Source organism: Sporosarcina psychrophila (assembly GCF_001590685.1).
Taxonomy (GTDB): domain Bacteria; phylum Bacillota; class Bacilli; order Bacillales_A; family Planococcaceae; genus Sporosarcina; species Sporosarcina psychrophila.
Genome location: NZ_CP014616.1, coordinates 2,099,183 through 2,124,804, shown reverse-complemented (window position 1 = coordinate 2,124,804; position 25,622 = coordinate 2,099,183). Strand labels below are relative to the sequence as shown.

Sequence of the window (25,622 nt, the reverse complement as noted above, 5' to 3'; positions counted from 1 at the left end):
TACATCTCTCCTGCCATTCAAAACTTAATTAGTTAGCGAAAGCTTTCAATAAGTATTGATTGATTGTTGCTTTAATTTGTTCTAAGCGACCAGATGTCTGTTTTATATCTGATAAACCATAAGCATACTCTTCCAGTTTACGGAAGTCTGTTTTTCCTTCAACAATAGCAAGTCCAATACCTTCTGTGTAAGTCTGGTAGCGATTTTCGACTATACTTTCCAAGACCTTATCATCAATTAAATTTTGTGCCACCCTTAAACCTACTGCAAAAGCATCCATTCCAGCAATATGTGCATGGAATAAATCTTCTGGCTCAAATGAACCTCTTCTTACTTTCGCATCGAAGTTTAGGCCGCCCCTACCAAGTCCGCCATTTTTAAGAATTTCATACATTGCAAGTGTTGTTGACCATAAATCCGTAGGGAATTCATCTGTATCCCATCCGATAAGTGGATCCCCTTGGTTTGCATCAACTGAACCCAACATATTATTAATGCGTGCATAGTGAAGTTCATGTTCAAATGTATGTCCCGCTAATGTCGCGTGGTTTGCTTCAATATTGAACTTGAAATGATCTACAAGACCATAACTTTGCAAGAATGCATGTGCAGTAGCTACGTCATAATCATATTGATGTGTTGAAGGCTCTTTTGGCTTAGGTTCAATTAAAAATTGGGCATCAAAGCCAATTTCTTTGGCGTAGTCAATAGCCATATTATAGAAACGTGCTAAGTTATCCAGCTCCAGCTTCATGTTTGTATTCAGAAGTGTTTCATAACCTTCGCGGCCACCCCAGAATACGTAGTTTTCTGCACCAAGTTCCTTACCGATTTCTAATCCCTTTTTCACTTTAGCTGCAGAATAAGCAAATACATCTGCACTACTTGAAGTGGCAGCACCATGAACAAATCGTGGGTGTGTAAAGTTATTCGCCGTATTCCAAAGTAATTTTGCTTTACTATCTTTCATATAGTCCTTGATCATACTTACAATTGTATCTAAGTTTTGATTAGACTCTCTTAAACTGCTACCCTCTGGTGCTATATCAATATCATGGAAACAGAAAAATGGTACATCAATTTTATCGTAAAATTCAAATGAAGCATCTACGCGGGCTTTAGCTAAATCCATACCACTAAACTTATCCCACGAGCGAATCATGTTGCCTCCGCCAAATGGATCTGAGCCATTCATCGTAAATGTATGCCAATACGAGACTCCGTAGCGTAATATTTCTTCCATTGTTTTATCACCGATTTTTTCCTCGGGATTATAAAATTTAAATGCATATGGATTTGTTGATAATGAACCCTCGAATTTAATCTTGTCAATGTTTAGGAAATAAGTCATTGTTTGTACCTCCTAGATTTTTTATGTTACAAAGCAACAGTGAATGTAAAGGCTTACATTTGTAATTATAACACAAATCATTAGTTTGTCTATTAGTTAAACAAAGTTTTCAACTATAAAACTGATTGCATTTATCACTGGAAATGATGAACTTTTTATACGAGTAGTGTATGCTTTTAATGATTCCTCTTTCTATTAAATAATGAGATTGGCTTATTCTATAAGTCAGGAAATAAGGGTGGTTGTCAATGAATCCTACTAGTGGCTTTATTTATAACGTTTTTGAATGGATAACAAGGTTTGCCTATTTAAATTTATTGTGGATACTTTTTTCATTAGCAGGCGGAATAATTTTCGGCTTTTTCCCAGCTACTATAGCAATGTTTGCAATAACCAGAGAATGGTTAAAAGGAAATACAGAAAAGCCAATTTTAAAAGCCTTTTGGGAATACTATCGGAGAGACTTCTTAAAAAGCAATCTTTTGGGAATATTTATTAGTATAATAGTCTTCTTAATTACGATTGATATTATTTACATTCAAGGTAATACTAACGGGGATTTAACATGGACATATATACCTTTATTTGCATTTATGTTACTTTTCATTATGTTATTATTTTATATCTTTCCTGCCTTTGTTCATTACGATATAAAAGTACAATATGTTATGAAAAACAGCTTTTTTATTATGTTAATAAACCCCTTCAATAGTTTATTGATAATACTCTGTCTTGTACCACTCTTTTTTATTATGAAAAGTTTTCCTGCCTTGGCATTCATATTTGGTGGAAGTTCATACGCATACATAACAATGTGGGTCAGTTTACATGCTTTTAATAAAACGAATAAGAAAAATGGCAATCCCGTTAATATCGAGAATTAACGACTTTTTTCACGAAAAAAACTTCACACAACGGAGCAGTTCAATCCCCCGTTGTATGAAGTTTTTTATGTGCCATACACTTATTACCCTTTCACTGCACTAGCAGAAATCCCTTCAACGACTTTATTACTAAAGAAGATGAATGCAACAATAATTGGTAACACACTAATGATTAACGTTGCTCCGATTGCTCCCCAGTCTGTCATATATTGCCCAATAAAGTTTTGAATACCTACTGTTAATGTTTTATATTTTTCTGAACTTATAAACGTATTTACAAATACAAATTCATTCCAATTATAAATCATATTAATAACCACAGTAGTAGACATTACTGGCACAGTCATCGGAAGAATAATTTGGAAAAACAATCGATGAACTGAAGATCCATCTATAATTGCGGCTTCTTCTATTTCACGAGGCAATGTGTAATAAAAGCCGAGTAATATCATCATTGTGATTGGTAAATTATAAGCCGTATATGTAATGACAACAGCGAAAGGATTATCAATTAAGTCTACGCTTAAGAACATACTGAAAAGTGGTATCAAAGCAGAGTGTATTGGAATCATTAGTCCAACCATAAACAACCCCAATACGAAACCGCTTAACTTCCATTTCATTCTTGTAATTGCGAAAGTTGCCATGCTCGCAAACAATACTGTTAGGATAATCGCTAGACCAGTAATCCAAACACTATTGAAGAAATAAATGCCTATTCCACCATCCCAAACCTTTTGGTAGTTTTCCCATCTAAACTCCGACGGTAGAGCAAATGGTGATCCAGCAAATATCTCTTTATTATCTTTTAATGAGAAAATGAAAAGCCATATTATTGGGAGTATCTGGAACAACGCTACAGCTGCTAGACAAACGTAAAGAAAAAAGTAACCAATGCGACCCATATCATAAACCTCCTTCTAATATTCTATTGGCTCGTTGGAAGTAGTAAATTTCCGAACAACTAACGTTACTACTAAGGTAATGATCAACAATAAGAATCCAATGGCACTTCCATATCCAAAATCATAACTTGAAAAAGCTAGTTTATACATATAGGACGCCATAACCTCACTCGCTCCATTTGGTCCTCCACCAGTCATAACATAAATCAAATCGAAGTACTTTAGTGATCCAACAATAGCTAATACGACTGTGACGCTTACTACTTCTTTAATTAGAGGTAGCTTAATCCTAAGAGCAATTTGAAAAGCAGATGCACCATCAATTTTCGCTGCCTCTATCATCGATTCAGGAATATTTTTAAGTGCTGCATAGTAAATCAAAATATAAAATCCAGCATATTGCCACAAAATTGGTATGAAAATAGCAAATAATACTAGTGATGGCTCGGCCAACCACGCGGGCGGATTATCAATCCCTATTTTGATAAGAATAGCATTTAAAATACCATTCGACGGATTGTATACTTTGATCCAAAGTTGAGCGATTGCAACTGAAGACAAAAGCATTGGAATCAGGTATATTTTCCTCAGTAAATCAGCGCCTTTTATTTTGGATGCCAATATTAATGAAACTAACAAATATAGCGCTAAGCTCATTGTCGAGAAAATTGCTAGTAAAAACGAATGATAAGCACTACTCCAAAATTTGAGATCCTTAATCCCATTAATATAATTTTCTAATCCAATAAATTTCTTTGCACCAATGCCGTCCCAGTCCATTAATCCATAGTAACCCGTAAGGATTAATGGAATAAATATTAGTACAGTAATCAACAGGAGTGCTGGTAAAATATAAAGTGCTATATATAGCTTATTTGACATTACTTTATTCATTACACTCAACCCCATATCTTATGAAGTAGAAGAGGACCATCCGATGTTAAGGATATGTCCTCTTCATTGTTAATTTGACTTTACGCAATGCAGAATGCTTTTTACTATTTCGAAAGGGCTTCTTCGTGCGCTTTCGCAAACTCTTCAGGTGTCATTTGATTCCCAAAAAGTGCTTGAATCGCATCTAAATGCACTTGTGCTACACTTGGACTCATTTGAACGTCAGCAAACATAGTAATATTGCTTGCTGAATTAAGTTCATCCAATATATCGATATACATTTGTGGCAGGTCTAAGGATCCAGCATCCACTTTTGATGCTGGAATAACGCCAGCTTTTGTGACAGATTTCTCGCCCCATTGTTTAACAAAAAATGCGGCAAATTCTTTAGCTTCTTCTTTTACATCAGAATCTTCCGCAACAAATAATCCAACTCCAGGTCCCCCAATAAAACTATTCATATCTCCCTTTCCATCCACAGTTGGAAACTTGAGATACTCTACAGAATCTCTAAATTCTTGAGGTACATCTTCATTTGTTGTGTAATTTGGTAAATCCCATGTTGCAATTAAATACATTGGTGCTTGTTCATTCATAAACATACTTTTCGCTTCTTCATCAGAAAGACCATTAAATCCTTTGACAAATGCCCCCATATCAACAAGGTTTTGTACTTTTTCTGCTGCTTCAATTAATGCTGGATCCTCGAAAGTACCGGATCTATCGATCGCTTTATTAAGGACTTCAGCACCACCAATTCGGTCTGCTAGATACATATACCATAACGAACCTGTCCAAGGATCTTTGTTACCTAAAGCGATAGGTTGTATTCCATCTGCCTTAAATACATTAATTACATTTTCTAGTTCCTCAAATGTTTCTGGTGCTTCGAGATTATGCTCTGCAAACATAGTTTTATTATAATATATTGTCGCAATGTTCAATTCTAGTGGAAGACCGTAAGTCACCCCATCTATTGCATAAGCCTCTACAGTTCCTGGAATGAACGTATCGCTTAATTCTTTATCAATAAGATCATCTAATGGAGCAAACATATTACCACCTACATAGGGTTCTAAAAATCCTGCTGCCCAAGTCATTCCAACGTCTGGTAATTCTTTAGATGTTGATAGAACCTTTAACTTATCTTTGTATTGCTCATTGCTTAACACTTCTAAATCAATTTTGACACCTTCATGTTCCTTTTCAAAATCAGCAATAATTTCACTTACAATTTCATGATGCTGTTTAGAGCTCCCCTCGGGCCATAGATGCATAAACTTTATTTCAGTATCACTAGATGTTTTACCTGAATCTGAACAACCTACTAATAATAAAGACAAAACAAAAGTGGATAACAGAATTGTAAACGCTTTCTTTTTCCTCATTATTTATCTCCCCCAACTCAAGTTTTTGAAACAACAATATTCAGATTGTTGTATGCATTTTCATTATAGCAAAGAGGAAGTTGTTAGTCTAGTGGATGAACAAAGTTTTTTCTACGTCTATTTTTGTGATTTTCAATTGTGTTTTTCCCGAAAATAGGAAAATGACGTTATAATTCTTTCCACAAAAGTTAGGTAGACACTCAAATCAGTTGAATACGAAGTTGTATCTAATCAAGTTTTTATTTGTTAGAATGAAAAAAAAGAGAGAAAGAGTTGAATGGAATGAAGATGGATGCTAATCAAACTTGGAATCATCATGTAGTCAAAAAAGGCAATAAATCTTTAGTTTTAGATAAAATTAAAAATAACTCCCCTATTTCAAGGGCTGCTGTTGCAAATCAAACTGGTTTAAACAAAGGAACTGTCTCATCCTTAGTGAGCGAATTACTAGAGGATCACTTAATCTATGAGTCTGGTCCAGGTGAATCTAGCGGCGGGAGAAGACCTGTCATGTTATTATTTAACAATTCAGCTGGCTATTCGATAGGAATAGATCTAGGGGTGAATTACTTACTTGGCGTTTTAACTGACCTAGACGGAAATATTTTTCAAGAGAAAGTAATGACTTTTAAGAACCTTTCTTATAATGAAATTGAAGAACAATTATTTAACACCATCGATTCCCTAATTTCTTCTGTGCCACCTAGCCCTCACGGAATCGTTGGAATCGGTGTTGGTGTACCGGGAATAGTTGATAATAGTGGGGAAGTTTTGCTAGCGCCAAATCTAAACTGGACAAACGTTAATTTAAAGTCAATTTTACAAAAAAAATATAACCTTCCAGTCATTATTGAAAACGAGGCAAATGCTGGTGCCTACGGAGAGAAGAAATTTGGTGCTGGAAAAGAGTTTGAAAATATCATTTATGTAAGTGCTGGGATTGGAATAGGTGTCGGACTTATTCTTAATGGTTCTTTGTATAAAGGGTCCAATGGTTTTTCTGGTGAGCTTGGCCATATGACAATACAAGTTAATGGTTCTAAATGTCGTTGTGGAAATGATGGTTGTTGGGAATTGTATGCGTCAGAACAAGCATTAATCAATAACGCTGGACTGTTAGATATCCCCCTCCCTTCTAACAAAGAAGGCGACTTAAATAATTTATTAACTCTCGCAGAGAATGGCAATAAAGAGGTTATCAAACTATTTGAACAAACTGGGGACTATTTAGGTGTAGGCATAAATAACATTATTAATATCTTTAATCCACAACAAGTGATTATTGGTAACCGGATGGCCTCTTCTAAAAAGTGGCTAGAGGAATCTTTGAATACAAGAGTAGCTAACCAAGCTCTATGGTTTCAACGAAGTGATTTACAAATTGATTTTTCGGAGTTATCCACACTCTCGTCCGCATTAGGCGTAGCTGCTTTTTCAATAGAAAACTTTTTGAGTGTTAGTATCCAACAAAGAAGTATAATTCAAATTTAAAGTAGTAGTAACGGCAAACCTTTTGTTACTTTAGTCATTCGTTAATCAACTATCACTAATTTGCTAATCCAATTAACTAGTGTATTATCTAATATAGTATTGTGAAAATTGCTAATTAATGATTTCATTTATTTATTAATCCCATTACTCCCCTGCCAATAACTGTCGGATTATTGATAAACAATAGGTCATTAATTAGTATTTTTATAATTGTATTTAACCTTTCTCCATTTTGTAAGCACTTACATGCATTCACTATTTTTCAGGGTGCTCAGATTTGGTGAAAGATAAAAATTATGTAAAGGGTGAATTAAAATGACAATCATTCGAAATCCAATTTTACCTGGATTCAATCCAGATCCAAGCATTTGCCGCGTAGGAGAAGATTATTATATTGCCGTTTCTACCTTTGAGTGGTTCCCTGGTGTGGGTATATATCATTCCAAGGATTTAAATAATTGGAGATTAGTTTCAAGGCCCCTTAATCGATTAAGCCAATTAAATATGATGGGAAATCCTAATTCAGGGGGTGTATGGGCCCCCCCACTCTCACATAGTGACGGTAAGTTTTGGCTAATCTATACGGATGTGAAGGTAACAGAAGGACAATGGAAAGATTGCCACAATTACCTTGTAACCAGTGAAACTATTGATGGAGAATGGTCTGAGCGTACTTACTTAAACAGCTCCGGCTTCGATCCATCATTGTATCATGACGAAGACGGTAGAAAGTATCTAGCGAACATGTACTGGGATCATCGTATCGATCATCATAATTTTTATGGTATAGTTCTTCAAGAATATAACGTCGAGGAACAAAAACTAGTTGGAGAATCTAAAATAATTTTTAAAGGGACAGATATCAAATTAGTTGAAGCCCCTCATATATATAAAATCAATGATTATTACTACTTATTAACAGCAGAGGGTGGTACAAAATACGATCATGCTGCCACGATCGCACGATCAAAAAATCTTTGGGGACCATATGAAGTGCATCCCGAGAATCCATTGATTACATCATGGCCATATCCTAGAAATCCACTTCAAAAGTCTGGACATGCTTCAATTGTTCATACACATACAGATGAATGGTTTTTAGTACACTTAACAGGCAGGCCCTTACCAAGAGAAAACCAACCATTGTTGGATGATCGAGGCTATTGCCCACTTGGACGGGAAACTGCCATTCAAAGAATGGAGTGGAAAAATGATTGGCCATATGTGGTTGGGGGTAACGGACCGTCCCTTGAAATTGAAGGACCTGATATCGAAGAAGTAAAATGGAAGAATGATTATGATGAGAAAGATGACTTTGATATTGATGAATTAAATAATCATTTTCAATCACTGCGTATCCCATTAGGCGAAGATATTGTTTCACTAAAAGACAATCCTGGCCACCTGCGACTATACGGAAAAGAATCCTTGACTTCAAAGTTCACTCAGGCTTTTATAGCTAGACGTTGGCAACATTTTAACTTTACTGCAGAAACGAAAGTGAACTTCACTCCAAACTCTTTCCAGCAATCTGCAGGACTAGTCAACTATTATAATACAGAAAACTGGACAGCACTTCAGATTTCCTGGCACGAAGAGAAAGGTAGAATCCTTGAACTCAGCACTTACGATAACTTTATATTTGCTCAACCGCTTCAAGGTAAAGAAATCGTCATTCCAGATACTATAGAATATGTTCACCTCAGAGTTGATGTAAAAACCAATTTTTACGAGTATTCTTATTCCTTTGACGGAGTGAATTGGACTGTTATACCTGTCAAATTTGCGTCACATAAGCTTTCTGATGACTATATCAAAGGTGGAGGCTTCTTTACTGGTGCATTTGTCGGTATGCAGTGTCAAGATACATCAGGTCAGAATCGACATGCTGATTTCGATTATTTTATTTATAAAGAAAGGATATAAAGATTCCTGTATTTAAACTGAGTGGAAGCAAATATCAAAAAAAGACATGTGTTCCAATAGGAATCACATGTCTTTTTTTGATTGAGTAAACATAAATAGAAGTATATAAACTATTACGTCACACTGACATAAAGCACTAATGAATTATTTTCACATTGTCCTTCGATTAAATTAAGCTTTGCGATGTTTTGGGATGACTATCCCTTTCCCCAAATCATTTGAAAAAGCTGGTTTTTTATTAGCCTGGACTCTAGGATATAATATCAGTACTATATAATAATGTATTATTATTAAGTTTTTATAAATCTATATATTGAACAACTGGGTATCTAAATAAACTAAGTAAAGGTGCCCTAAAAGGTGTAACTTAGGACCTAAGAGTTGCGGCAAAGCTCCTTGGCTAGGGCCCCCATGCCATAGTGAATTCAATGGGCTTCTATATTCCACATATCAATATATATAATATTATCCAGATTCATCATTACTTAATTTTCACTTATTTTCCATTTTCAAGATAAATAGGCTCCCTGTTGTGAGAGGTGGTTATGGCCTCCCCATCCATATGGATTTTCAGTAGTCTGCTTCGATGTTGCAAATGAAAATCAAGTGAATTCCATTCTTTCGGTACTTCGTTGAATAGCTGACTGTGATGCTTTACCACGTTTAATTTGCGTCTGCATAACACATCACTACTTGTGTACTTACTTATCTCCCTTTTGTTAAATGCCGACTATATATAAATAATTATTTTAAATTAATATCCCTAATCTTCTCAGGATTTATTTTTGATTTTCTATCCTCTGTTAATAGCCCATTTATTTCTTGTTGAACATCTGTGATTTGAGTATAGCAAAATCCACTAATATATTTTGTGTCCTTTATAGCCTGCGTTATAGATTCATAGCGGCGTAAGAATTCTTCATCATCTTTCACGTGATTACCATAACCCCATCCTTCTTCACTATTAAATGCAATCCCACCATATTCACTTATAATAATTGGTTGTCCATTATATTCATATCCCTGTACCATTGCATGTTTATCTTTATTGAAGGCTATTCCATTACTGAGTAGTCTTTCTTTATCTGCATAACGCTCGATAAATTCGTCACCATTTTCAACATAATCATGTAATGTAATAATATCTGAAATCGTATGCTCCCATCCATCATTAACAATAACGGGTCTCATGCTGTCCATCGATTTTGTTAGATAATAGATTGCCTCAGTAAACTTTTGTTGTTTGACATCTGTATAAACATTCCTTATTCCCCATGATTCATTAAAGGGTGTCCATGTAATGATCGAAGGGTGATTATATTGCTGCTTCACAACCTCCATCCATTCTTCTGTAAAATTCTGCACAGCTTCATCAGAAAAGTCATACGTTGCAGCCATTTCCGACCAAACTAATAGACCCTTTTTATCTGCCCAGTATAAGAAGCGTTGATCTTCAACCTTCATGTGTTTTCTAACACCGTTAAAACCCATTTCTAATGTTTTATCGATGTCCTCAATGATAGCTTCTTCCGAAGGTGGCGTTAAATGACTCTCTTTCCAATATCCCTGATCCAGAAGCAATCGTTGATATAATGGAACATTATTCAAAAGAACATTACCATTTTCAATCGATATTTTTCTCATTCCGAAATATGAGTGAACTTGATCAACTATATGATTTTCTTTATATAAAGTAAATTCGACATCATATAGATTTGGTTCTTTTGGACTCCACTGCATTACTTTCCAATGGAAAACCTCACTTGCGATGTTCAAATCTAATGTATGCCTAGTACAATCAATGCCCAGACTAAATTCCTTAATAGGATGATTATTAAATGATATCGATGTTTTTAATATAAGATTTGAATTTAGATTGATATCATCGGAAAACTTAAATTCAAATTCAACGGAATCTGTATCAATATTTGGTGTTGTTTTTACTGACTCCAAATTTTCCTCATTTAAATACTCTAGCCAAACAGTTTGCCAAATCCCTGTAGTTTGAACATACCAACACCCAAAGTTCTCATCTTTCCATCTTTGTTTTCCCCTTGGTTGGTAACAACTAAAGCTGTCCTCATTTTTAATGATTATATTAAGTTCGTTATTTTCAGTAAGATAATTAGTAATATCAAAAGAAAAAGCTATTTGACCACCTTTATGCTCACCAACAAACTTGCCATTTACCCATAGCTTTGTAATATAGTCGGCCGCTTGGAAATGTAACACAACTTTTTTACTTTCATACTCTTTAGGCACTATAACAAACTTTTGATACCATATATTCGGACAAAACTCCTCTTTCTCTATTCCACTTGCCTCTGTTTCATACGTAAAAGGGACGATAATCTTTTGTTCGAAGTTAGTTACATTGTACCACTGCTCACGCTCTCCAATATTTTCTTCGTCAAATGAAAAATTCCACTCACCATTTAAATTTAACCAGTCTTTCCTTTCGAAATGCGGTCTTGGATATTCATTTCTTGGCATTATTTTTTTAGTCATTTGGATTTACTCTCCTTTTATTTATGGATTTCTCTAATTTATCTGAACCTGAATTTAATTATAATATTGCTTTAGAAAATATGAGTATTCTAACCTTACCTTCATTAGAAACTGTCAAGCACTTTATTTGATCTGTGCAGCCTATCACGCTAATTCCTTTCATATATTTAAATTACACCTACATAGTTAAAATTCATATATGAAAATATTTATTATATTATGCTTCTAATTATATTAGTTAAATTAATTAACTAACTATTATAATATACTGAATAAATAATATTGTCAATATGTTAAATTTAAAATCCTGCTAATTTTCCGAAATATAGTGTTCATAGGTACTAAATACACCTTCAAAAAGAGGGTTTTCTCCTTACATTCAGATATGCTTTATTCCGAACGGTGTTTGTCAAGATAGTTGTCGCATATCGCTCTTTTTCTAAACTAGTTATTTAATCGAATCGGTCCGCAACTTTTCTTTCATCGGATTCAAGGCTACTGATTCATGTGGACTCCAGTTTCTAGTTGATTTTGACCAGCGTTCTGGATGTTTTTTTGCCAGTTGATAGACTTCATGCCTTTTTTTAAGTATCTCAATATGGGCACCTGTGTGCCGTTGATCTGGAGTAACGAAATTTATTGCGCTATGTTGATGTTCATGCGTGTGCCAATGAACGAACCTTGCGGTCCATGACCGCGCATCCTCAATTGATTCGAATCCATCATACGGGCACTCTGGTCGATATTTAAGTGTCCGAAAGACAGCCTCTGAATATGGATTATCGTTACTCACCCGTGGTCTTGAATAAGAGCTCTGGATACCTAGTTTTTCAAGTAACACTTGAAATGTTGCTGCTTTCATTGGGCTTCCGTTATCGGAGTGTAAGACAAGGGGAGCCCCGTATATTTTTTCACTTATAATTGTTTTTTTAATTAATACTTCAGCGTGAGCGGCATCTTCTATTTCCCAAACTTTCCAACCAACAATCTTTCGGCTAAACAAATCAATGATCAAGTAAAGTTTGAAATATAGACCTTTAACAGGTCCTTTCAACCAAGTAATATCCCAAGTCCATACCTGATTAGGGGCCGTTGCTAAATAACTTTCGGGTAATTTCATCTCTGGTCTTTTACTTCGTCCGCGGTGCTGTTGCATTTTCTCTTCCCGTAATATCCGATAAAACGTTGATTCTGAGGCGATATAAATCGAATCATCTGCTAGTTTTGGCACAATCTGTGAAGGAGGTAAATCGACAAACTCTTCTTTTTTGACAGTCTTGATGACATCTTGTCTTTCCTCTTCTGTTAGCTTATTTTTGGGTTCAGGACGTCGCACATGAGGACGTTGATCTTCCTTTATTCCACCGTTCGAAACCTAGCGTTCATACGTGCGCACACTAATATTTAGTTCTGCACATGCCACAGTCATTCGTGCACCGTTTAGATTCGCTTCTTGGATAAGTTCTACCGCAAGTACGCGATCTAACGGGTTAATCATTCGTCCTCGTGGTCCCCCCAGATCGCTCTGGCCTTTTTTCTTAATAATAATAATAATAATAAGGCTGCAGCTTCTGCCAACGCTTTTTCCTTTATACGTAAATCCTTCTCAATCTCAGTTGTATGTCTTTTTTCATCTTTCGGCTCCTGGGAAAGCCGTTTAGTTTGATTCAGTTCACCAGTGTTGGCGTTTAGACAAACAGAACGCCATGCGTCAATCTGTTCCTTTTATAAACCTTTTTTACGGCAGTATTCTGCAAGATTTATTTCATTCATTGCGTAGGTTTCCAGTACTACCAAAAACTTATCTTCACTACTCCAGCGTTCTGAAATCTGTCCATTTCCAGGCGTTGGGTTTCCATCAATACGCGCTTTTTTTCTCCATTTATAAAGGGATTGTTCCGAAATACCGGTATCCATACTAATACTCTTAACAGATTCGTTATTAGGTGGCATCATTCTTACAAGGACAGCGTCCTTCAGTTCTTTGGTATATCTATTCCTTTTCTCACTACTCATGTCGCACGACCTCCATCTATTAATTAAAGTATAACAGGTGAGTTCTATACGACACCTAGCCTAACAGAGGGGGCGAACAGCACCAACTAAATCTACACAGATGAATGCATTGATAGAGTGGAGTTCTTTTTATTCATAGTAGCAATAAAAGTCAACATAGCCCCAGTAAACATATGTTTAACTTCCCTAGAGGCCTATGATGGAAGTTAAACACATCAGCCCTATTAGTGTTTTAAAAACCTAAAATATCTTATAAACTCACTATTTTCATAATAAATCTATTGACAAATAAATATGATTAATCAGGAAGCGAATAAATAATTTAAAGACGGGACCAAATACTGAGATGATAAACCGCTTTATTTTTTAGGTTTGGCAGATGTAATGTTAATAAGGTAAGTTATGACCATTAGTAAAGAGATAGTAAAGAATAGCCCTTTCCATGGTCCAATAATAAATAAATGGAGTTTACTATCCAATGAAAATATAAACACATTGCTTATTATTAAGTAGAAAAGAACATTTTCACCCATTATTTGGAGTATACCTGGCCCTTTCACCCGTTTTTCTAAAAACTTAGAAAGGACATAATAAAGGTACAAGAAGAAAACTGGCCCTATAATCCAATACATACTTGGTGGAAACCTCTCTGGTAGCTGAAAATTATTTGTCATTAAATAAAAATATAATGGAGTGGTCCCGAGTATTGAAATAATAAGATATTTCCATTGGAATTCTATTCTATATTTGGCAAAATATATTCCTATCAAATAAAATGGAATATATTGAAGTACCGGAAATGTTGGGAATTTTGTTGTACCAACTAATAACCCGATATACGTAGAATCGAATTGACCATAATCAATCCAAGTTGTTACATAGAGTAGCGAAGTTATACTCCAAAATATAATAGGACGGCCAGAAATCCATATAATTACATGGAATAAAACTAGTCCAATGAAAATTATTAGGGCAAAGGAAACTAGAAATTCTGACCAACCTGGGATAACTTGTAATAGGATTATCGGCATAATCGTATCCATATTTAATGGTTGATCTCCAATAAATACCTGAAATGCAAGTCCTGAGATATAGAATGCCACTAATGTTTTAAGTCCAGTAAATAGCATCTTACTAAACACAAATTTGAACGGCTTACTATAATAGCTTATTTGGCAAACATAACCAAAACAAAAAACAAATCCAGAAAATGTGAGTAAGTTAAAAAATTGAGTACTGTAATGTACTGAGGGAAATATAGTAACATCACTAAAAAATTGCAACACATGTGTATATACCATCCCAATGACTAGTAGACCTTTGAAATAGTCTACGGAGTAATCTCTGTTTATTTAAATCGCCCCCTTTTATATTTTCATAGTGATTATAAAAAAATAAACTGATTTTGGAGTTGATTCAAGGTTATCAAACAAATATTGGTTGATTTACTGGCTGTAAACCAACCTTTCGATGAGTAAATGGTTGAATCGAACTATCATCAAATATAATTTTAGGATATCCATATTGTTAACAAATACTTAAATTATTGTTCCCTTTACCTCTACTTTCATACGATGCCAAGTATCAATTGAAAAGCCCCAGATATACTACTAAGATTTTCCCTTCCGTAGTTCTGTTTACTTAAATAAGTAACATCCGGTTTTATATAAACATAGTAACTCTGTAATAGGACTCTCTGTGTCTATAACGTTTGGATTTTGATTAGAAGGGGTATACCCCTGAATAAGATGATCGCTTTCTGCATAGTTGATCCAATAAGCCTCACTTAAAAGATGATTTCCCATATAAGTCATGTAGTATTTACCATTTTTTTAAAAGATGGTAGATCAATCCGTAAATGCGCCGGTAGTAACACCTTGGCAAAGGTTACTGGATCAATCATTGGAGAAACTGCAATACCAGAAGCACGGGAATGTGAAAGATACATAGAAGCATCATCAATAAATATATTTCCTTCAATCGATTTCTCAATATTTTTGGTTACTAAACTAAACGGACCCGTAGGACTATCACTTTTCAATACGTGGTTTCCGCTTCTACCGGATGAAGTATACATATAAAAATACTCATTCCAATAAATAATTTCAGGTGCATAGTCTGTTTTCATTTTTGGTTCTTCCGTTGCAAGCCCTTTATATTCCCAATCCGTTAGATTCTCTCACTCCAATATCAATGTCTCTTGTACTCACATACAAGTAATAAATACCATTGGATTTTAATACATACGGGTTCCCCACTCACCTTCTAATGCAATTGGGTTTTTATATGTCGTCCTACTTTTTTCCTAACAATAGGATATAAAAAAACTAAAAAACATGGCAAGCGCACATAATCTCCCCTCCACTTTTTCGAATACTCAATTATCTTTAAATATAAGAAAAGGGCTGTTCTGAAAAATACGAACACCCCCTCTATCCTATTTCCATTTATTATTTAATTGATCCTTAATTACTTTTTCTAAATCAGTTCGATTTTTGGTAACACCTCCTTTACAATCACCTAGATAGCTATCTTTAATTCATACCTTTGTTAGATAATCAAATACTTAAACTTTAATAAAACATACTTCTGTAACTTTGTTTGTTATATTCGAATAATGTTTCATTTCAGTACAAGGCAATACTTCGAGATTATAAGTTAAACTTAAAAATACTTTTCCGTTAAAATACCTATCAATGATTAACGCTACTATTCTTCGATTTACTAGGTCAAACGTATTTATTCCCCTAATTCGGGAAAATCGCCTTTGTTCTCAGCAAGCAAAAGGAGTGAATCCACCATTCTTCACCTATTGTGCGCCATCGTGTTTCAGCCCTGTGCTTTCGATGACACGTAAAGATATCTTGATTTATTGAGAATGACTGCCCCACAACTTGATATCCGAACATTCGCCATGATAGAGCTCCAAGTGGTTCACGGAGTTTTCTGACCGTTATTGTGATGGAATCAATTATTAAAAAGCTCATTTAGAATCTTGATTTTATGTAAAGTCCCACGATTGCATTTTGACACGATATGATTGAACAATTGTTTAATCAAGTGAAAATCTTCAGTTTTTCGAATAATATCGAACAATTGAATTTAGGTAAGTCTACAACTTTTCCAATATCATCAAGTACATTTTGTATGCCACACACTCATCGCCAACAGCATTCTTAGGACAAAGTTATTAAATCAAATTCGGAAGTCCGTTATTCCTTTTCATTAGAGATTTCCCCTCTTGTATTTGATTGGTTCTACTTTCATTTTACAAGAGGGGGACTTTTTTATATTTGCTCTATTCTATTAACCTTTAATTCCACTAAAGCTTATTCCTTGTACTATTTGTTTTTCAAATATCAAAAATATAATTATCACTGGAATTGAAGCAATAGCATTAGCAGCCATTGGAAGTACGTATGCTGTTGTATAAGCGGAATTGAACAATGGAATTCCGATTGGCAGTGTATATAAAGATTCAGATAGTACTGATAAAAATGGCCATAAGAAGTTATTCCATGATCCAATAAATGTGAATATACCTATAGCAGCCAATGCCGGTTTAGCTAATGGTAAAACAATTTTGTAATAAAGTTTAAATTTCGAGCAACCATCTATTATTGCACTTTCAATTACTTCTTTTGGTACGCCATCAAAAAAGCTCTTTAATATAATGACGCCAAGTGGTGAAGCAATCATTGGCAAAATGAGACCCGGATAACTATCTAATAAATTTAAACTTTTCACAATTTCATAAAGCGGTATAATTGTTGCTTCACCGGGGATCATTAGACCTATTAAGAAGAAGATAAAAATGGTCTTCTTAAATCGAAATTGCATTTGTGATAAAGCAAATGCGGCTAGGGATGTTATTATTAACGTTAAGATTGTTGTGATTAATGCAATAACAAAACTGTTAAGCGTCCATCGTAAAATAAGACTATCAAATAATAAATTTGTGTAGTTTGAAAAAGTAAATGGTGGTAAAAACCAGGCTAGCGGTTGTGTAGTTGTAAAACCATCTGGCTTTATCGAAACAAATATCATCCAGATGATTGGCGCCACAAATAAAATTGCAATAATTATGCCTAAAGTTACTTTAATACCATGATATGGATCACGATTTCGTTTTAAGTATTTAGATTTTTTCATTTCATCTCTCCTCCTTCTGATTCCTAAGTTGAATGACAGAAAGTATTAATAAGATAAAGAACAAAGCATACGACATAGCAGCAGCATAGCCTAAATTATTTTGCCTAAAGCCGACTTCATAAATATATTGTATAATTGGCCTTGTACCTCCGCCTGGCCCTCCACCTGTTATTAATAATATTTGTGCAAACACCTTATACGAGGCAAGAATTTGTAGTAATAGTATTATTTTCCCTATTGGCCTTAGTTGTGGCAATGTAATATAACGGAATTTCTCCCATCCTGTAGCACCATCTATTTCACTTGCTTCATATAGAGATTCCGGTATATCCTGTAATCCTGCAAGGAATAAAATCATATTAAACCCGACTGACCACCATAGCGTTACTATTACAATAGTAAGCCAAGCGAGTGCTTTATCTGCCATCCAAAATGGTTCTGCTTCAATTCCTATAGTATGTAGAACTGTATTGATTAATCCGTTATATGGTTGAAGCATGAAAATAGCGAGAAACGAAATAACCGAAACTGATAAAATGCTTGGAATAAAGTATGAACCTCTAAGAAATGTAGTGAATTTTGATTTCATATTTGCTAATAGGGCAAGAACTAAGGAAAGTATGAGCATTGCTGGTGTTGTTAATATAACAAATAGTGTCGTATTCCACAGTGTTTTCCAAAAGTGAGGATCTCCTAGCATTTTTTGATAGTTATCAAGTCCGACGAACTCTAGTTTCCTAATTAAGGTCCAGTCATAAAGACTCATTTCCAAACCTTTGAATATCGGAAAAATAGTAAATACTAAGTATGCAATAAAAAAGGGCAATAAAAAGGGAATTGCCTTCAAATCTTGTGCCCATAGCTTTTTCTTCATGAATAAGCCCTCCTTGTGTATTGAAGAATAAAATAAAACTATCCTCAAATCATTTAGTCTGACCCCCAATACTCAATAATCAAAACGCTACTTATTGTGCTATTGTTTCAACTAACTATTTGGAGGTCAGACTCTGATAGTTCAATTCTCTAACTAGAAAAGTTATTCTCCTATTAAATCTTTTACCTCTTTTTCAACAGTAGAGAATACATCTTCCGCTGTAGCATCCCCGGCCCATAACAAATCAAGGTTACGAATAACGATATCTTGAACACCACGTGCATAAATAGTACGATCTGCAAAGTTTACGTAATTAGCTACCTCGGCATAATTACTTCTATAAGGAAGTTTATTAAATTCATCTGATTCTATAACTGTTGTTTTAGATGGGATGTGACCCGCTTTAGCCCATATAGCGCCATTATCAGCTGCAAACTCCATAAATTCAACAGCTGCTTTTTGTACTTCTTGATCCGCCTTATTATAATAAGGTAATACTAATGTATGCGAATCTCCCCAAGCTCCCTCTTTCTCAAAAATAGTTGGGGTTGCGATTGGCGTAAAGTCAAGACCATCTGTAGATTCCCAGATACCAGTCGCCCAGACACCTGTACTCATAGCAGCAGCATTTCCTGTTTGGAAGTCTGAATAGAAATCCGCCAAATTCAATGGAATTACCTTATGTTCTTGATAAAGATCTTTAATATAGTCCGCTGCCTTAATAGCTTTGTCCAAATCAAGGGCATATTTCGGATTATCAATATCATCCGTTAATATAGCTTCACCGCCCATTTGGGTATAAAATGCCCACCACATCCAATAAGGATCAGATCCATTATTCGAAAAAGCTAATGGTATTTTATCTTTTGGTAGTTTCTCTTTTAGGATTGAAAAGAAGTCAATAAATCCCTCTGGAGTTTCTTCCATCTTAATCGAACCATCATCATTCAAAAGCCCTGCTTCAGCCACAAGCTTATTATTTATATACATAATTTGTGCATGAGTATCCAGTGGTATAGCATAGTGCAAACCATCATAGACTGTTGCATCTAGAATGTTTTGATTAAAGCCCTCCCAATTCGAAGTAAAACTATCTAATTCTGTTATAAGCCCCTGGCTCACTAGCTCAGGTATTACATGAGTATGAGCAATTGCTACATCAGGACCTTTACCCGCACCAATACTTGTAAGTAATTTCGTATAATACTCTGCATTCTCCTGCATAATGTTATTTACAAATATATCTGTTTGACTGTCATTATACTTATCAACAACTTCTTGGAAATAGTCTGCATCTCCTCCACCAAATAGATTCCATAAAACAACCTCCGTTGCACCTTCTGGTACCTTTGCTCCTTTACTTGATTCTTCGGAGCATGCACCCAACATAATTGTAACTAACACTAAAGTCATAAGCAGTGTTAACCACTTTTTCATTATTAATCCCTCCTCTTATAGTATATTCATATAACATTTCTTAAACAGCACTATTCCTTTCATAGTGTTTTATAGATATAAAAGATCTTACTCGATAACGTCTCCAATTAATTTTTAGAAGTTAATTAAATTAATTAATTAACTTGTCGTCTAATTAACTATAATCATAGACTTCACTGACTATTTTGTCAATAAAATTATTAAAACCAAATCAAAACTTACAAATGAAACTCCATAACTAATTCAGGATTACTTTATTTTGTGACACTTTTTAAAATTATTCCTCTTTCTAGCTGGATCATCTAACAACTTTAATATCCTCTCTTTTTTGATAAGTGAAAACAAATGAATTTTTCAAATTTGCATGACCTTATTCAAAATTACTTACCTTTCTGAAACTCCCTTTTCTTCTTGCTCACTTCTTCATATTTAATTGTGTCTGGATGCCATTGCTCATTAATATTTTTTATTTCCTTTAACTCGCACTTTGGTTGCCGATCATAAGTCAATAATCCATTAATTTCTTGTTCAACATCTGTTAATTGCGTGTAGCAATAGCCGTGTAGTACGTTTGAATTGTATACATGTTCCAATACCCGTTTATAATCATTCAATAGCTCTTCAGTTCCACTGACGGATGTATATCCCCACCCATCAATTTCACCCATTTTATAACCAATTCCACCAAATTCAGTCAACATAATCGGTTCCCCATTATACTCAAATCCATCTGCATAAACGCTTCGTTTGGCTGATTGCGATTGAAGAATATTTTCCTTGGATACGATGGTTTCTTTGAAATACTCTTGTTTCCGAAGTTCATCTTTTCCACCGTGATTATAATTATGAATGGCACAAATATCTGTTCTTGTCATCTCCCAACCATCATTTGAAATCACCAAACGAGTTGTATCAAGTGACTTAAGCAGATGATACATAGCTAATGAGTGATTTTGTTGCTGATTATTACTTTTAACATTCGGTATGCCCCAACTTTCATTAAGTGGAACCCAAGCAACAATAGATGGATGATTATAGTCTCTTTCAATAATTTCAATCCACTCAGTTGTTAGACGAGAAGCTGCTTTTTCACTATAAGAGACTGATGAAGCGCATTCTCCCCACACTAAAAGACCTAACTTATCCGCCCAGTAAAGAAAACGGGGATCCTCTACTTTTTGATGTTTACGACAACCATTAAAGCCCATTTTTTTTGTAAGTTCAATATCTAATTTAAATGCCTCATCAGATGGAGCAGTTAGCAATCCTTCTGGCCAGTATCCTTGATCCAATACCAACTTTTGATAATAAGGTTTATTATTTAAATAGAACATGCCGTTCTCTGTATGAATTTTACGCATTCCAAAATATGATTCGACTTCATCTAAAGTTTTATCACCATTTTTCACTTTAAGATTAATATCAAACAAACTTGGATTTTCAGGTGTCCAACACCAACCTTCATTGTGGAAGCTTGTTCTAAATATTTTTTGATTAAAAATATTAATGGAACGTTTATTATTTTTTTCATAAATTGAAATTACATCATTTACAATCACTTTATTATCAAATGAAATTTCAATTTCTACTTGCTTCCCATGGTGTTCACCTTCTACCTCAAATTCAACATGAATATCCCCAAAGTCAATATCTGGTGTAAATCGAAGGTTGCAAAGGTGGGTAGGATGTAACGCTTCTAACCACACTGTCTGCCATATTCCCGTCGTACGAGTATACCAAATTGCTTCTGACTCTTCTTGCCAAAACTGCTTTCCTCGTGGAATCGTTTCTTCTGTTGAAGGATCCTCAACTCTTAATGTAACTGTTTCATTCGTCCAATTAAGGTAATCTGTAACATCAAATGAAAAAGCAACGTGTCCTCCTTCATGAAATCCAACTAACTCCCCATTTACATAAACCCATGCCCGATAATCGACAGCCCCGAAGTGAAGAATCACCTGTTTATTTTCCCAACTAACTGGAACAGTAAATTGACGACTATACCAAACCCAGTCATGAAAAGATAGGTCATTAATTTCGCTTAACTCAGTCTGATAAGCAAAAGGAACATTAATTTTTTTTCCTAAAGTATATGAATTTTTGTGCCAATCTAATTGCATTCCTTTATTTTCGTCATCAAATTCAAATTGCCAAACACCATTAAGATTTTTCCATTCATTTCGTTTCAATTGTGGTCTTGGATATTCTTGGCGCATCGTGTATTTCTCCCCTTTATTCTGTATTTATAATACTTCACTTAATATTTCCCGCACGCATCCCCCCTAAAAAGTCAATTAAAAAAGCTCGTTAAAGCGCTTTCAATTGATTGGTGTCAATATTACATAAATACCAGTAATAAATCAAGCATTTCAGTAGAGACTATTCCAAATAAACTGATAACCCTCTATAATCTAAGACTTCGCCCCTCTCAAAAGTTCAATTTTTCATTTGGACGAAATGTATTTTTAGTGATCCATTTCGAGACAAACAGCTATAGATCTTCCATTTTTCTTCCGGAACTCACAGTTGGATTACATATTCACCTCATAAATAAATTGTATCATCCAATTCTAAATAGGTATGCGCTTTTCGTTGTTCATAGTTGAGTGGTTTGCCAAATTAACGTTGCTTTTCTCCGTTAGGTGGCGCCCATGGGCGGAGTTGCTTCCGGCACTTACTGGCTAATTCGACGTTAATACATTTTATGACCAGTACGTCGAGCAGAATTTTGATAAACTTGCTTTAAATCAAGAAATTCAGTGAAAGGCTCTGTTAATGCCCAGCCAACTTTAGTATCAATAAAAGTAAGTGACATAGAAATCATCTTAATAAATTCCTTAACTGTTTGTAATTGATTCAGTTCAAAATTAAACATAAAAGCCATAATGTTTTGAGTGACGGGTAATCGATGTATTTCAATATGCGTAAAATCACTTTTCACTCTTCCTTCAATTTCCACAATTAATGGCCAAATTACACTTTTTTTATGATTTATGTGAGCTCTAATGTCGATCCCAAGTAAACAGAAGTGACTGTGTGAAAAAATGTTCCTTATAAGTCCCGGATCTTCGTCTAATCCAAAGCCGGTCATCACTCTATCTATCATACTCTCAAGCGAAACTGTCACATCCTCACCACAATTATCAACTAATACAACTTCTGGAATCTTATGCGCTGCTTGTTTAAGCGCCTTTAATAGGTCAGCGCCTTCCAATTGTGGTTTAAGTATATAATCGGATATACCAAGCTGAAATGTAGAACGGACATAATCAAAATCTCCAAAGCTGCTCAAGATAATAATTTCAATTTGTGGATAATCCTCCTTGATTGCTTTGGCAATTCTACTCCATCCATAACCGGCATCACCATGTCTGTTATTACTATATGTGGTCGAAAAGTTTCAATTAAATCAAGTGCCTCTTCCCCATTCGTTGCTTCACCGATAATTTGAAAGCCCTCTTTCTCCCAATTAATAGAATGTTTAATTCCCTTTCTAATTAGCAGTTCGTCGTCAACAATCAATACTTTACACCATTTATGTACCGACATAATCTATCCCCCTCTTGCATAGCAACAACATGACAATATTTTTTAACCTACTCAACTATACCAACAATTTCACAATATTCAATTTATAACAAACAACAATTAATTGTATAAACAAGATTATTCATTGTGGAGTTATCTCCGAAAAATATAACCGGAATATTTAATGTATTCTCTCTTTCATTTCATAATACTAATGTTATACTATTTTTAATCTGAGGAGGCGTTAAATAATGGCAGAAAGAAAAGTTCGGTGGGGCATTATGAGCACAGCAAGTATTGGAAAGCGGTCTGTAATCCCGGGTATACAGGAGTCAAAAAGAAATGTAGTCGCGGCAGTTGCAAGCCGCTCTTTGGAAAATGCTCAAGCTTATGCTGATGAATTAGGAATTCAAAAAGCATATGGTAGCTATGAAGAATTACTAAATGATCCCTCAATTGATGCAGTGTACATTCCTCTTCCAAATCACTTACATAAAGAGTGGACACTTAAAGCCGCTAAGGCTGGAAAGCATATTTTATGTGAAAAGCCAATTGCATTAGATGAAACAGAAGCGAAAGAAATGGTAGATGCTTGTACAAAAGCAGGTGTTATTCTAGCAGAAGCATTTATGTATCGCCATCAAAAACGATATGAAGATATTAAAATTCGGATTAAAAATGGTGAAATTGGAGATATAAGGGGTATTCATGCTGTATTCACATTTAATGGCGCTGAGGATACAGGTAACATTCGCTTTACAAAAGAATGGGGTGGTGGATCAATTTATGATGTAGGCTGTTATCCTATTAGTGCTGCTAGATTCTTGCTAGATGAGGAGCCTTTGGCGGTAACTGCTCATGCTTTTTTCTCATCAGAACATGGTAATGTCGATATGATGGCTTCTGGAATGATGGAGTTTTCTAATGGTGTTGCCTTGACATTTGATTGTAGTATGTGGGCTGAATTTCGGAATGAGCTCGAGATTCTTGGTTCAAAGGGAAGAATCGTGATGAAGGCTGCATTCCTTGGAGATCAATCATATGAAATTATCAAAGATGGACAAACGAACAAAATCCTTGATGGTAATATTAATCCTTATGCATTACAGGCTGACAATTTTGCAGAAAGTGTACTTGATGGGAAACCCATTAAATTCCCGAATGTAGATATAATCAGCAATATAAAAGCAATAAAAGGTACACTTGTTTCCGCAGAAAAACAAGAAAGAATTCTTATAATATAAAGATTGGGGGATTAAAAATGCAGAATATTCAAATTGGTAAACTAGAGAAAACCATAACTGGGCTCGTAATGGGAACTGATTACTTCACACCAGAAATTATTGATAAAGTTACTGAGGTACTAGAAAATTATATAAATATCGGTGGAAATATCCTCGACACAGCATTTGTTTATGCAGGTGGAAAAAGTGAACAGGCTATAGGTATCTGGATGGAAGAAAACAAACGTCGTGACGATGTCTTGCTACTGACAAAAGGTGGTCACCCCAATCGAAAAGGCTCACAAATAAATAAAAAAGCAATCGGTGAAGAACTAATAATCAGCTTGGACAGACTTAGAACAGACTATGTTGAGCTCTATGCACTTCATCGTGATGACCCTACTGTGCATGTCGGCGAAATACTAGAAATATTAAATGAGCATGTAGAAGCAGGTAGGATTGGCACTTTTGGAGGTTCTAATTGGTCAATTGAGCGCCTTCAAGAAGCAAATGACTATGCAGAGAGCCATAGTTTAATAGGTTTTTCCTTCAGCAGTCCTAACTTAAGCCTAGCAAAAGCACAGTCACCATATTGGTCAGATTGTGTATCAGTCGACGATTCAATTCTTGCCTGGCATGAAAAATCAAATCTACCTATTCTTTCTTGGTCTTCACAAGCACGTGGATTTTTCACCGGCCGTTTTACACCAGAAGACCGATCTAACGAGGACTTAGTTCGGGTATTCTACAATGACGACAACTGGGAACGCTACCGAAGAGCAGAGCAATTGGCTAAAGAAAAAAATGTAGAAACAATTCAAATCAGCTTAGCATATGTCTTAAATCAACCATTTCCAACAGCAGCAATTATCGGACCACAAAATCTTGCAGAGATGCTTTCATGTAGTGCTGCTGCTGAAATATCCTTAACAGAAGATGAAATTAAGTGGCTTGACCTTCGCACCATATAAAAAATAAAAAACATAAATAAAAAACCTGAGCATTGAATTCTCTCATTCAATGCTCAGGTTTCCTTTAATTTAAT

Annotated in this window: 20 protein-coding genes and 1 pseudogene; 5 read left to right on the top strand and 16 right to left on the bottom strand. The window is 35.0% G+C overall.

The window, feature by feature from the left end; genetic code table 11:
• Window positions 1–28 precede the first annotated feature (28 nt).
• Window positions 29–1,351 carry a xylose isomerase gene (gene xylA, locus AZE41_RS10070; protein WP_067208782.1) on the bottom strand — a complete coding sequence of 441 codons (1,323 nt, stop codon included), beginning with the start codon at window positions 1,349–1,351 and terminating at the stop codon, window positions 29–31.
• 248 nt (window positions 1,352–1,599) lie between these two features.
• On the opposite strand from xylA, the gene AZE41_RS10065 reads away from it, so the two are divergent.
• On the top strand, window positions 1,600–2,235 hold the full coding sequence (locus AZE41_RS10065; protein WP_067208780.1) for a YesL family protein: 636 nt from the start codon (window positions 1,600–1,602) through the stop codon (window positions 2,233–2,235).
• A gap of 83 nt (window positions 2,236–2,318) precedes the next feature.
• Here the strand turns inward: AZE41_RS10065 and AZE41_RS10060 are convergent, their stop codons facing one another.
• The 3 genes from AZE41_RS10060 to AZE41_RS10050 form a co-directional block, all read right to left on the bottom strand.
• The gene (locus AZE41_RS10060; protein ID WP_067208777.1) at window positions 2,319–3,140 is read right to left on the bottom strand and encodes a carbohydrate ABC transporter permease; all 822 of its coding nucleotides are present in this window, start codon (window positions 3,138–3,140) and stop codon (window positions 2,319–2,321) included.
• Between the two features lie 15 nt (window positions 3,141–3,155).
• A complete protein-coding gene (locus AZE41_RS10055) occupies window positions 3,156–4,034 on the bottom strand; it encodes a carbohydrate ABC transporter permease (protein ID WP_067208774.1) in 879 nt (292 codons plus the stop codon).
• A gap of 104 nt (window positions 4,035–4,138) precedes the next feature.
• Window positions 4,139–5,422, bottom strand: a complete 1,284-nt coding sequence (locus tag AZE41_RS10050) for an extracellular solute-binding protein (protein ID WP_067208771.1) — start codon at window positions 5,420–5,422, stop codon at window positions 4,139–4,141.
• A 288-nt stretch (window positions 5,423–5,710) separates the two neighbouring features.
• Here AZE41_RS10050 and AZE41_RS10045 point away from each other — a divergent pair, with 288 nt between their 5' ends.
• A complete protein-coding gene (locus AZE41_RS10045; protein WP_067213924.1) occupies window positions 5,711–6,913 on the top strand; it encodes an ROK family transcriptional regulator in 1,203 nt (400 codons plus the stop codon).
• A gap of 315 nt (window positions 6,914–7,228) precedes the next feature.
• Complete coding sequence (locus AZE41_RS10040; protein ID WP_067208768.1) at window positions 7,229–8,839, top strand: glycoside hydrolase family 43 protein; 1,611 nt, start codon at window positions 7,229–7,231, stop codon at window positions 8,837–8,839.
• A gap of 744 nt (window positions 8,840–9,583) precedes the next feature.
• Here AZE41_RS10040 and AZE41_RS10035 read toward each other — a convergent pair.
• The 12 genes and pseudogenes from AZE41_RS10035 to AZE41_RS09985 form a co-directional block, all read right to left on the bottom strand.
• Entirely contained in the window at window positions 9,584–11,347 is a 1,764-nt protein-coding gene (locus AZE41_RS10035) for a glycoside hydrolase family 2 protein (RefSeq protein WP_067208766.1), read from the bottom strand.
• Window positions 11,348–11,795: 448 nt separating this feature from the next.
• Entirely contained in the window at window positions 11,796–12,683 is an 888-nt protein-coding gene (locus AZE41_RS10030) for an IS3 family transposase (protein WP_082786551.1), read from the bottom strand.
• Window positions 12,684–12,722: 39 nt separating this feature from the next.
• Window positions 12,723–12,845 (bottom strand): hypothetical protein, encoded by a 123-nt coding sequence (locus tag AZE41_RS23450; RefSeq protein ID WP_257722513.1) that lies wholly within the window; start codon window positions 12,843–12,845, stop codon window positions 12,723–12,725.
• 227 nt (window positions 12,846–13,072) lie between these two features.
• Window positions 13,073–13,363 carry a transposase gene (locus tag AZE41_RS23240; RefSeq protein ID WP_231885802.1) on the bottom strand — a complete coding sequence of 97 codons (291 nt, stop codon included), beginning with the start codon at window positions 13,361–13,363 and terminating at the stop codon, window positions 13,073–13,075.
• A gap of 359 nt (window positions 13,364–13,722) precedes the next feature.
• Window positions 13,723–14,493 carry a hypothetical protein gene (locus AZE41_RS10020; protein WP_197485390.1) on the bottom strand — a complete coding sequence of 257 codons (771 nt, stop codon included), beginning with the start codon at window positions 14,491–14,493 and terminating at the stop codon, window positions 13,723–13,725.
• A 680-nt stretch (window positions 14,494–15,173) separates the two neighbouring features.
• Window positions 15,174–15,524: pseudogene (locus AZE41_RS10015) on the bottom strand (family 43 glycosylhydrolase); the annotation flags it as partial.
• A gap of 1,145 nt (window positions 15,525–16,669) precedes the next feature.
• On the bottom strand, window positions 16,670–17,515 hold the full coding sequence (locus AZE41_RS10010; protein WP_067208754.1) for a carbohydrate ABC transporter permease: 846 nt from the start codon (window positions 17,513–17,515) through the stop codon (window positions 16,670–16,672).
• A gap of 1 nt (window position 17,516) precedes the next feature.
• Entirely contained in the window at window positions 17,517–18,389 is an 873-nt protein-coding gene (locus AZE41_RS10005) for a carbohydrate ABC transporter permease (protein WP_067208752.1), read from the bottom strand.
• Between the two features lie 162 nt (window positions 18,390–18,551).
• Window positions 18,552–19,826: an extracellular solute-binding protein gene (locus AZE41_RS10000; RefSeq protein WP_067208749.1), complete on the bottom strand. Its 1,275-nt coding sequence runs from the start codon at window positions 19,824–19,826 to the stop codon at window positions 18,552–18,554.
• A 380-nt stretch (window positions 19,827–20,206) separates the two neighbouring features.
• The gene (locus AZE41_RS09995) at window positions 20,207–22,042 is read right to left on the bottom strand and encodes a glycoside hydrolase family 2 protein (RefSeq protein WP_067208748.1); all 1,836 of its coding nucleotides are present in this window, start codon (window positions 22,040–22,042) and stop codon (window positions 20,207–20,209) included.
• A 476-nt stretch (window positions 22,043–22,518) separates the two neighbouring features.
• Window positions 22,519–23,118, bottom strand: a complete 600-nt coding sequence (locus AZE41_RS09990; RefSeq protein ID WP_067208745.1) for a response regulator — start codon at window positions 23,116–23,118, stop codon at window positions 22,519–22,521.
• On the bottom strand, window positions 23,115–23,375 hold the full coding sequence (locus AZE41_RS09985) for a response regulator (RefSeq protein WP_067208742.1): 261 nt from the start codon (window positions 23,373–23,375) through the stop codon (window positions 23,115–23,117). Before AZE41_RS09985 ends, AZE41_RS09990 begins: the two co-directional genes overlap by 4 nt.
• 230 nt (window positions 23,376–23,605) lie before the next feature.
• Between AZE41_RS09985 and AZE41_RS09980 the strand changes: the two genes are divergently transcribed.
• Window positions 23,606–24,598 (top strand): Gfo/Idh/MocA family protein, encoded by a 993-nt coding sequence (locus AZE41_RS09980; RefSeq protein ID WP_067208740.1) that lies wholly within the window; start codon window positions 23,606–23,608, stop codon window positions 24,596–24,598.
• 17 nt (window positions 24,599–24,615) lie between these two features.
• Complete coding sequence (locus AZE41_RS09975; protein WP_067208738.1) at window positions 24,616–25,548, top strand: aldo/keto reductase; 933 nt, start codon at window positions 24,616–24,618, stop codon at window positions 25,546–25,548.
• Window positions 25,549–25,622 lie beyond the last annotated feature (74 nt).

What these genes read in the sequence shown, in the direction of transcription:
- xylA (WP_067208782.1), bottom strand. Translation starts at nt 1,351, where the DNA reads ATGACTTATTTCCTAAACATTGACAAGATTAAATTCGAGGGTTCATTA.
- AZE41_RS10065 (WP_067208780.1), top strand. Translation starts at nt 1,600, where the DNA reads ATGAATCCTACTAGTGGCTTTATTTATAACGTTTTTGAATGGATAACA.
- AZE41_RS10060 (WP_067208777.1), bottom strand. Translation starts at nt 3,140, where the DNA reads ATGGGTCGCATTGGTTACTTTTTTCTTTACGTTTGTCTAGCAGCTGTA.
- AZE41_RS10055 (WP_067208774.1), bottom strand. Translation starts at nt 4,034, where the DNA reads ATGAATAAAGTAATGTCAAATAAGCTATATATAGCACTTTATATTTTA.
- AZE41_RS10050 (WP_067208771.1), bottom strand. Translation starts at nt 5,422, where the DNA reads ATGAGGAAAAAGAAAGCGTTTACAATTCTGTTATCCACTTTTGTTTTG.
- AZE41_RS10045 (WP_067213924.1), top strand. Translation starts at nt 5,711, where the DNA reads ATGGATGCTAATCAAACTTGGAATCATCATGTAGTCAAAAAAGGCAAT.
- AZE41_RS10040 (WP_067208768.1), top strand. Translation starts at nt 7,229, where the DNA reads ATGACAATCATTCGAAATCCAATTTTACCTGGATTCAATCCAGATCCA.
- AZE41_RS10035 (WP_067208766.1), bottom strand. Translation starts at nt 11,347, where the DNA reads ATGACTAAAAAAATAATGCCAAGAAATGAATATCCAAGACCGCATTTC.
- AZE41_RS23450 (WP_257722513.1), bottom strand. Translation starts at nt 12,845, where the DNA reads ATGATTAACCCGTTAGATCGCGTACTTGCGGTAGAACTTATCCAAGAA.
- AZE41_RS23240 (WP_231885802.1), bottom strand. Translation starts at nt 13,363, where the DNA reads ATGAGTAGTGAGAAAAGGAATAGATATACCAAAGAACTGAAGGACGCT.
- AZE41_RS10020 (WP_197485390.1), bottom strand. Translation starts at nt 14,493, where the DNA reads ATGCTATTTACTGGACTTAAAACATTAGTGGCATTCTATATCTCAGGA.
- AZE41_RS10010 (WP_067208754.1), bottom strand. Translation starts at nt 17,515, where the DNA reads ATGAAAAAATCTAAATACTTAAAACGAAATCGTGATCCATATCATGGT.
- AZE41_RS10005 (WP_067208752.1), bottom strand. Translation starts at nt 18,389, where the DNA reads ATGAAGAAAAAGCTATGGGCACAAGATTTGAAGGCAATTCCCTTTTTA.
- AZE41_RS10000 (WP_067208749.1), bottom strand. Translation starts at nt 19,826, where the DNA reads ATGAAAAAGTGGTTAACACTGCTTATGACTTTAGTGTTAGTTACAATT.
- AZE41_RS09995 (WP_067208748.1), bottom strand. Translation starts at nt 22,042, where the DNA reads ATGCGCCAAGAATATCCAAGACCACAATTGAAACGAAATGAATGGAAA.
- AZE41_RS09985 (WP_067208742.1), bottom strand. Translation starts at nt 23,375, where the DNA reads ATGTCGGTACATAAATGGTGTAAAGTATTGATTGTTGACGACGAACTG.
- AZE41_RS09980 (WP_067208740.1), top strand. Translation starts at nt 23,606, where the DNA reads ATGGCAGAAAGAAAAGTTCGGTGGGGCATTATGAGCACAGCAAGTATT.
- AZE41_RS09975 (WP_067208738.1), top strand. Translation starts at nt 24,616, where the DNA reads ATGCAGAATATTCAAATTGGTAAACTAGAGAAAACCATAACTGGGCTC.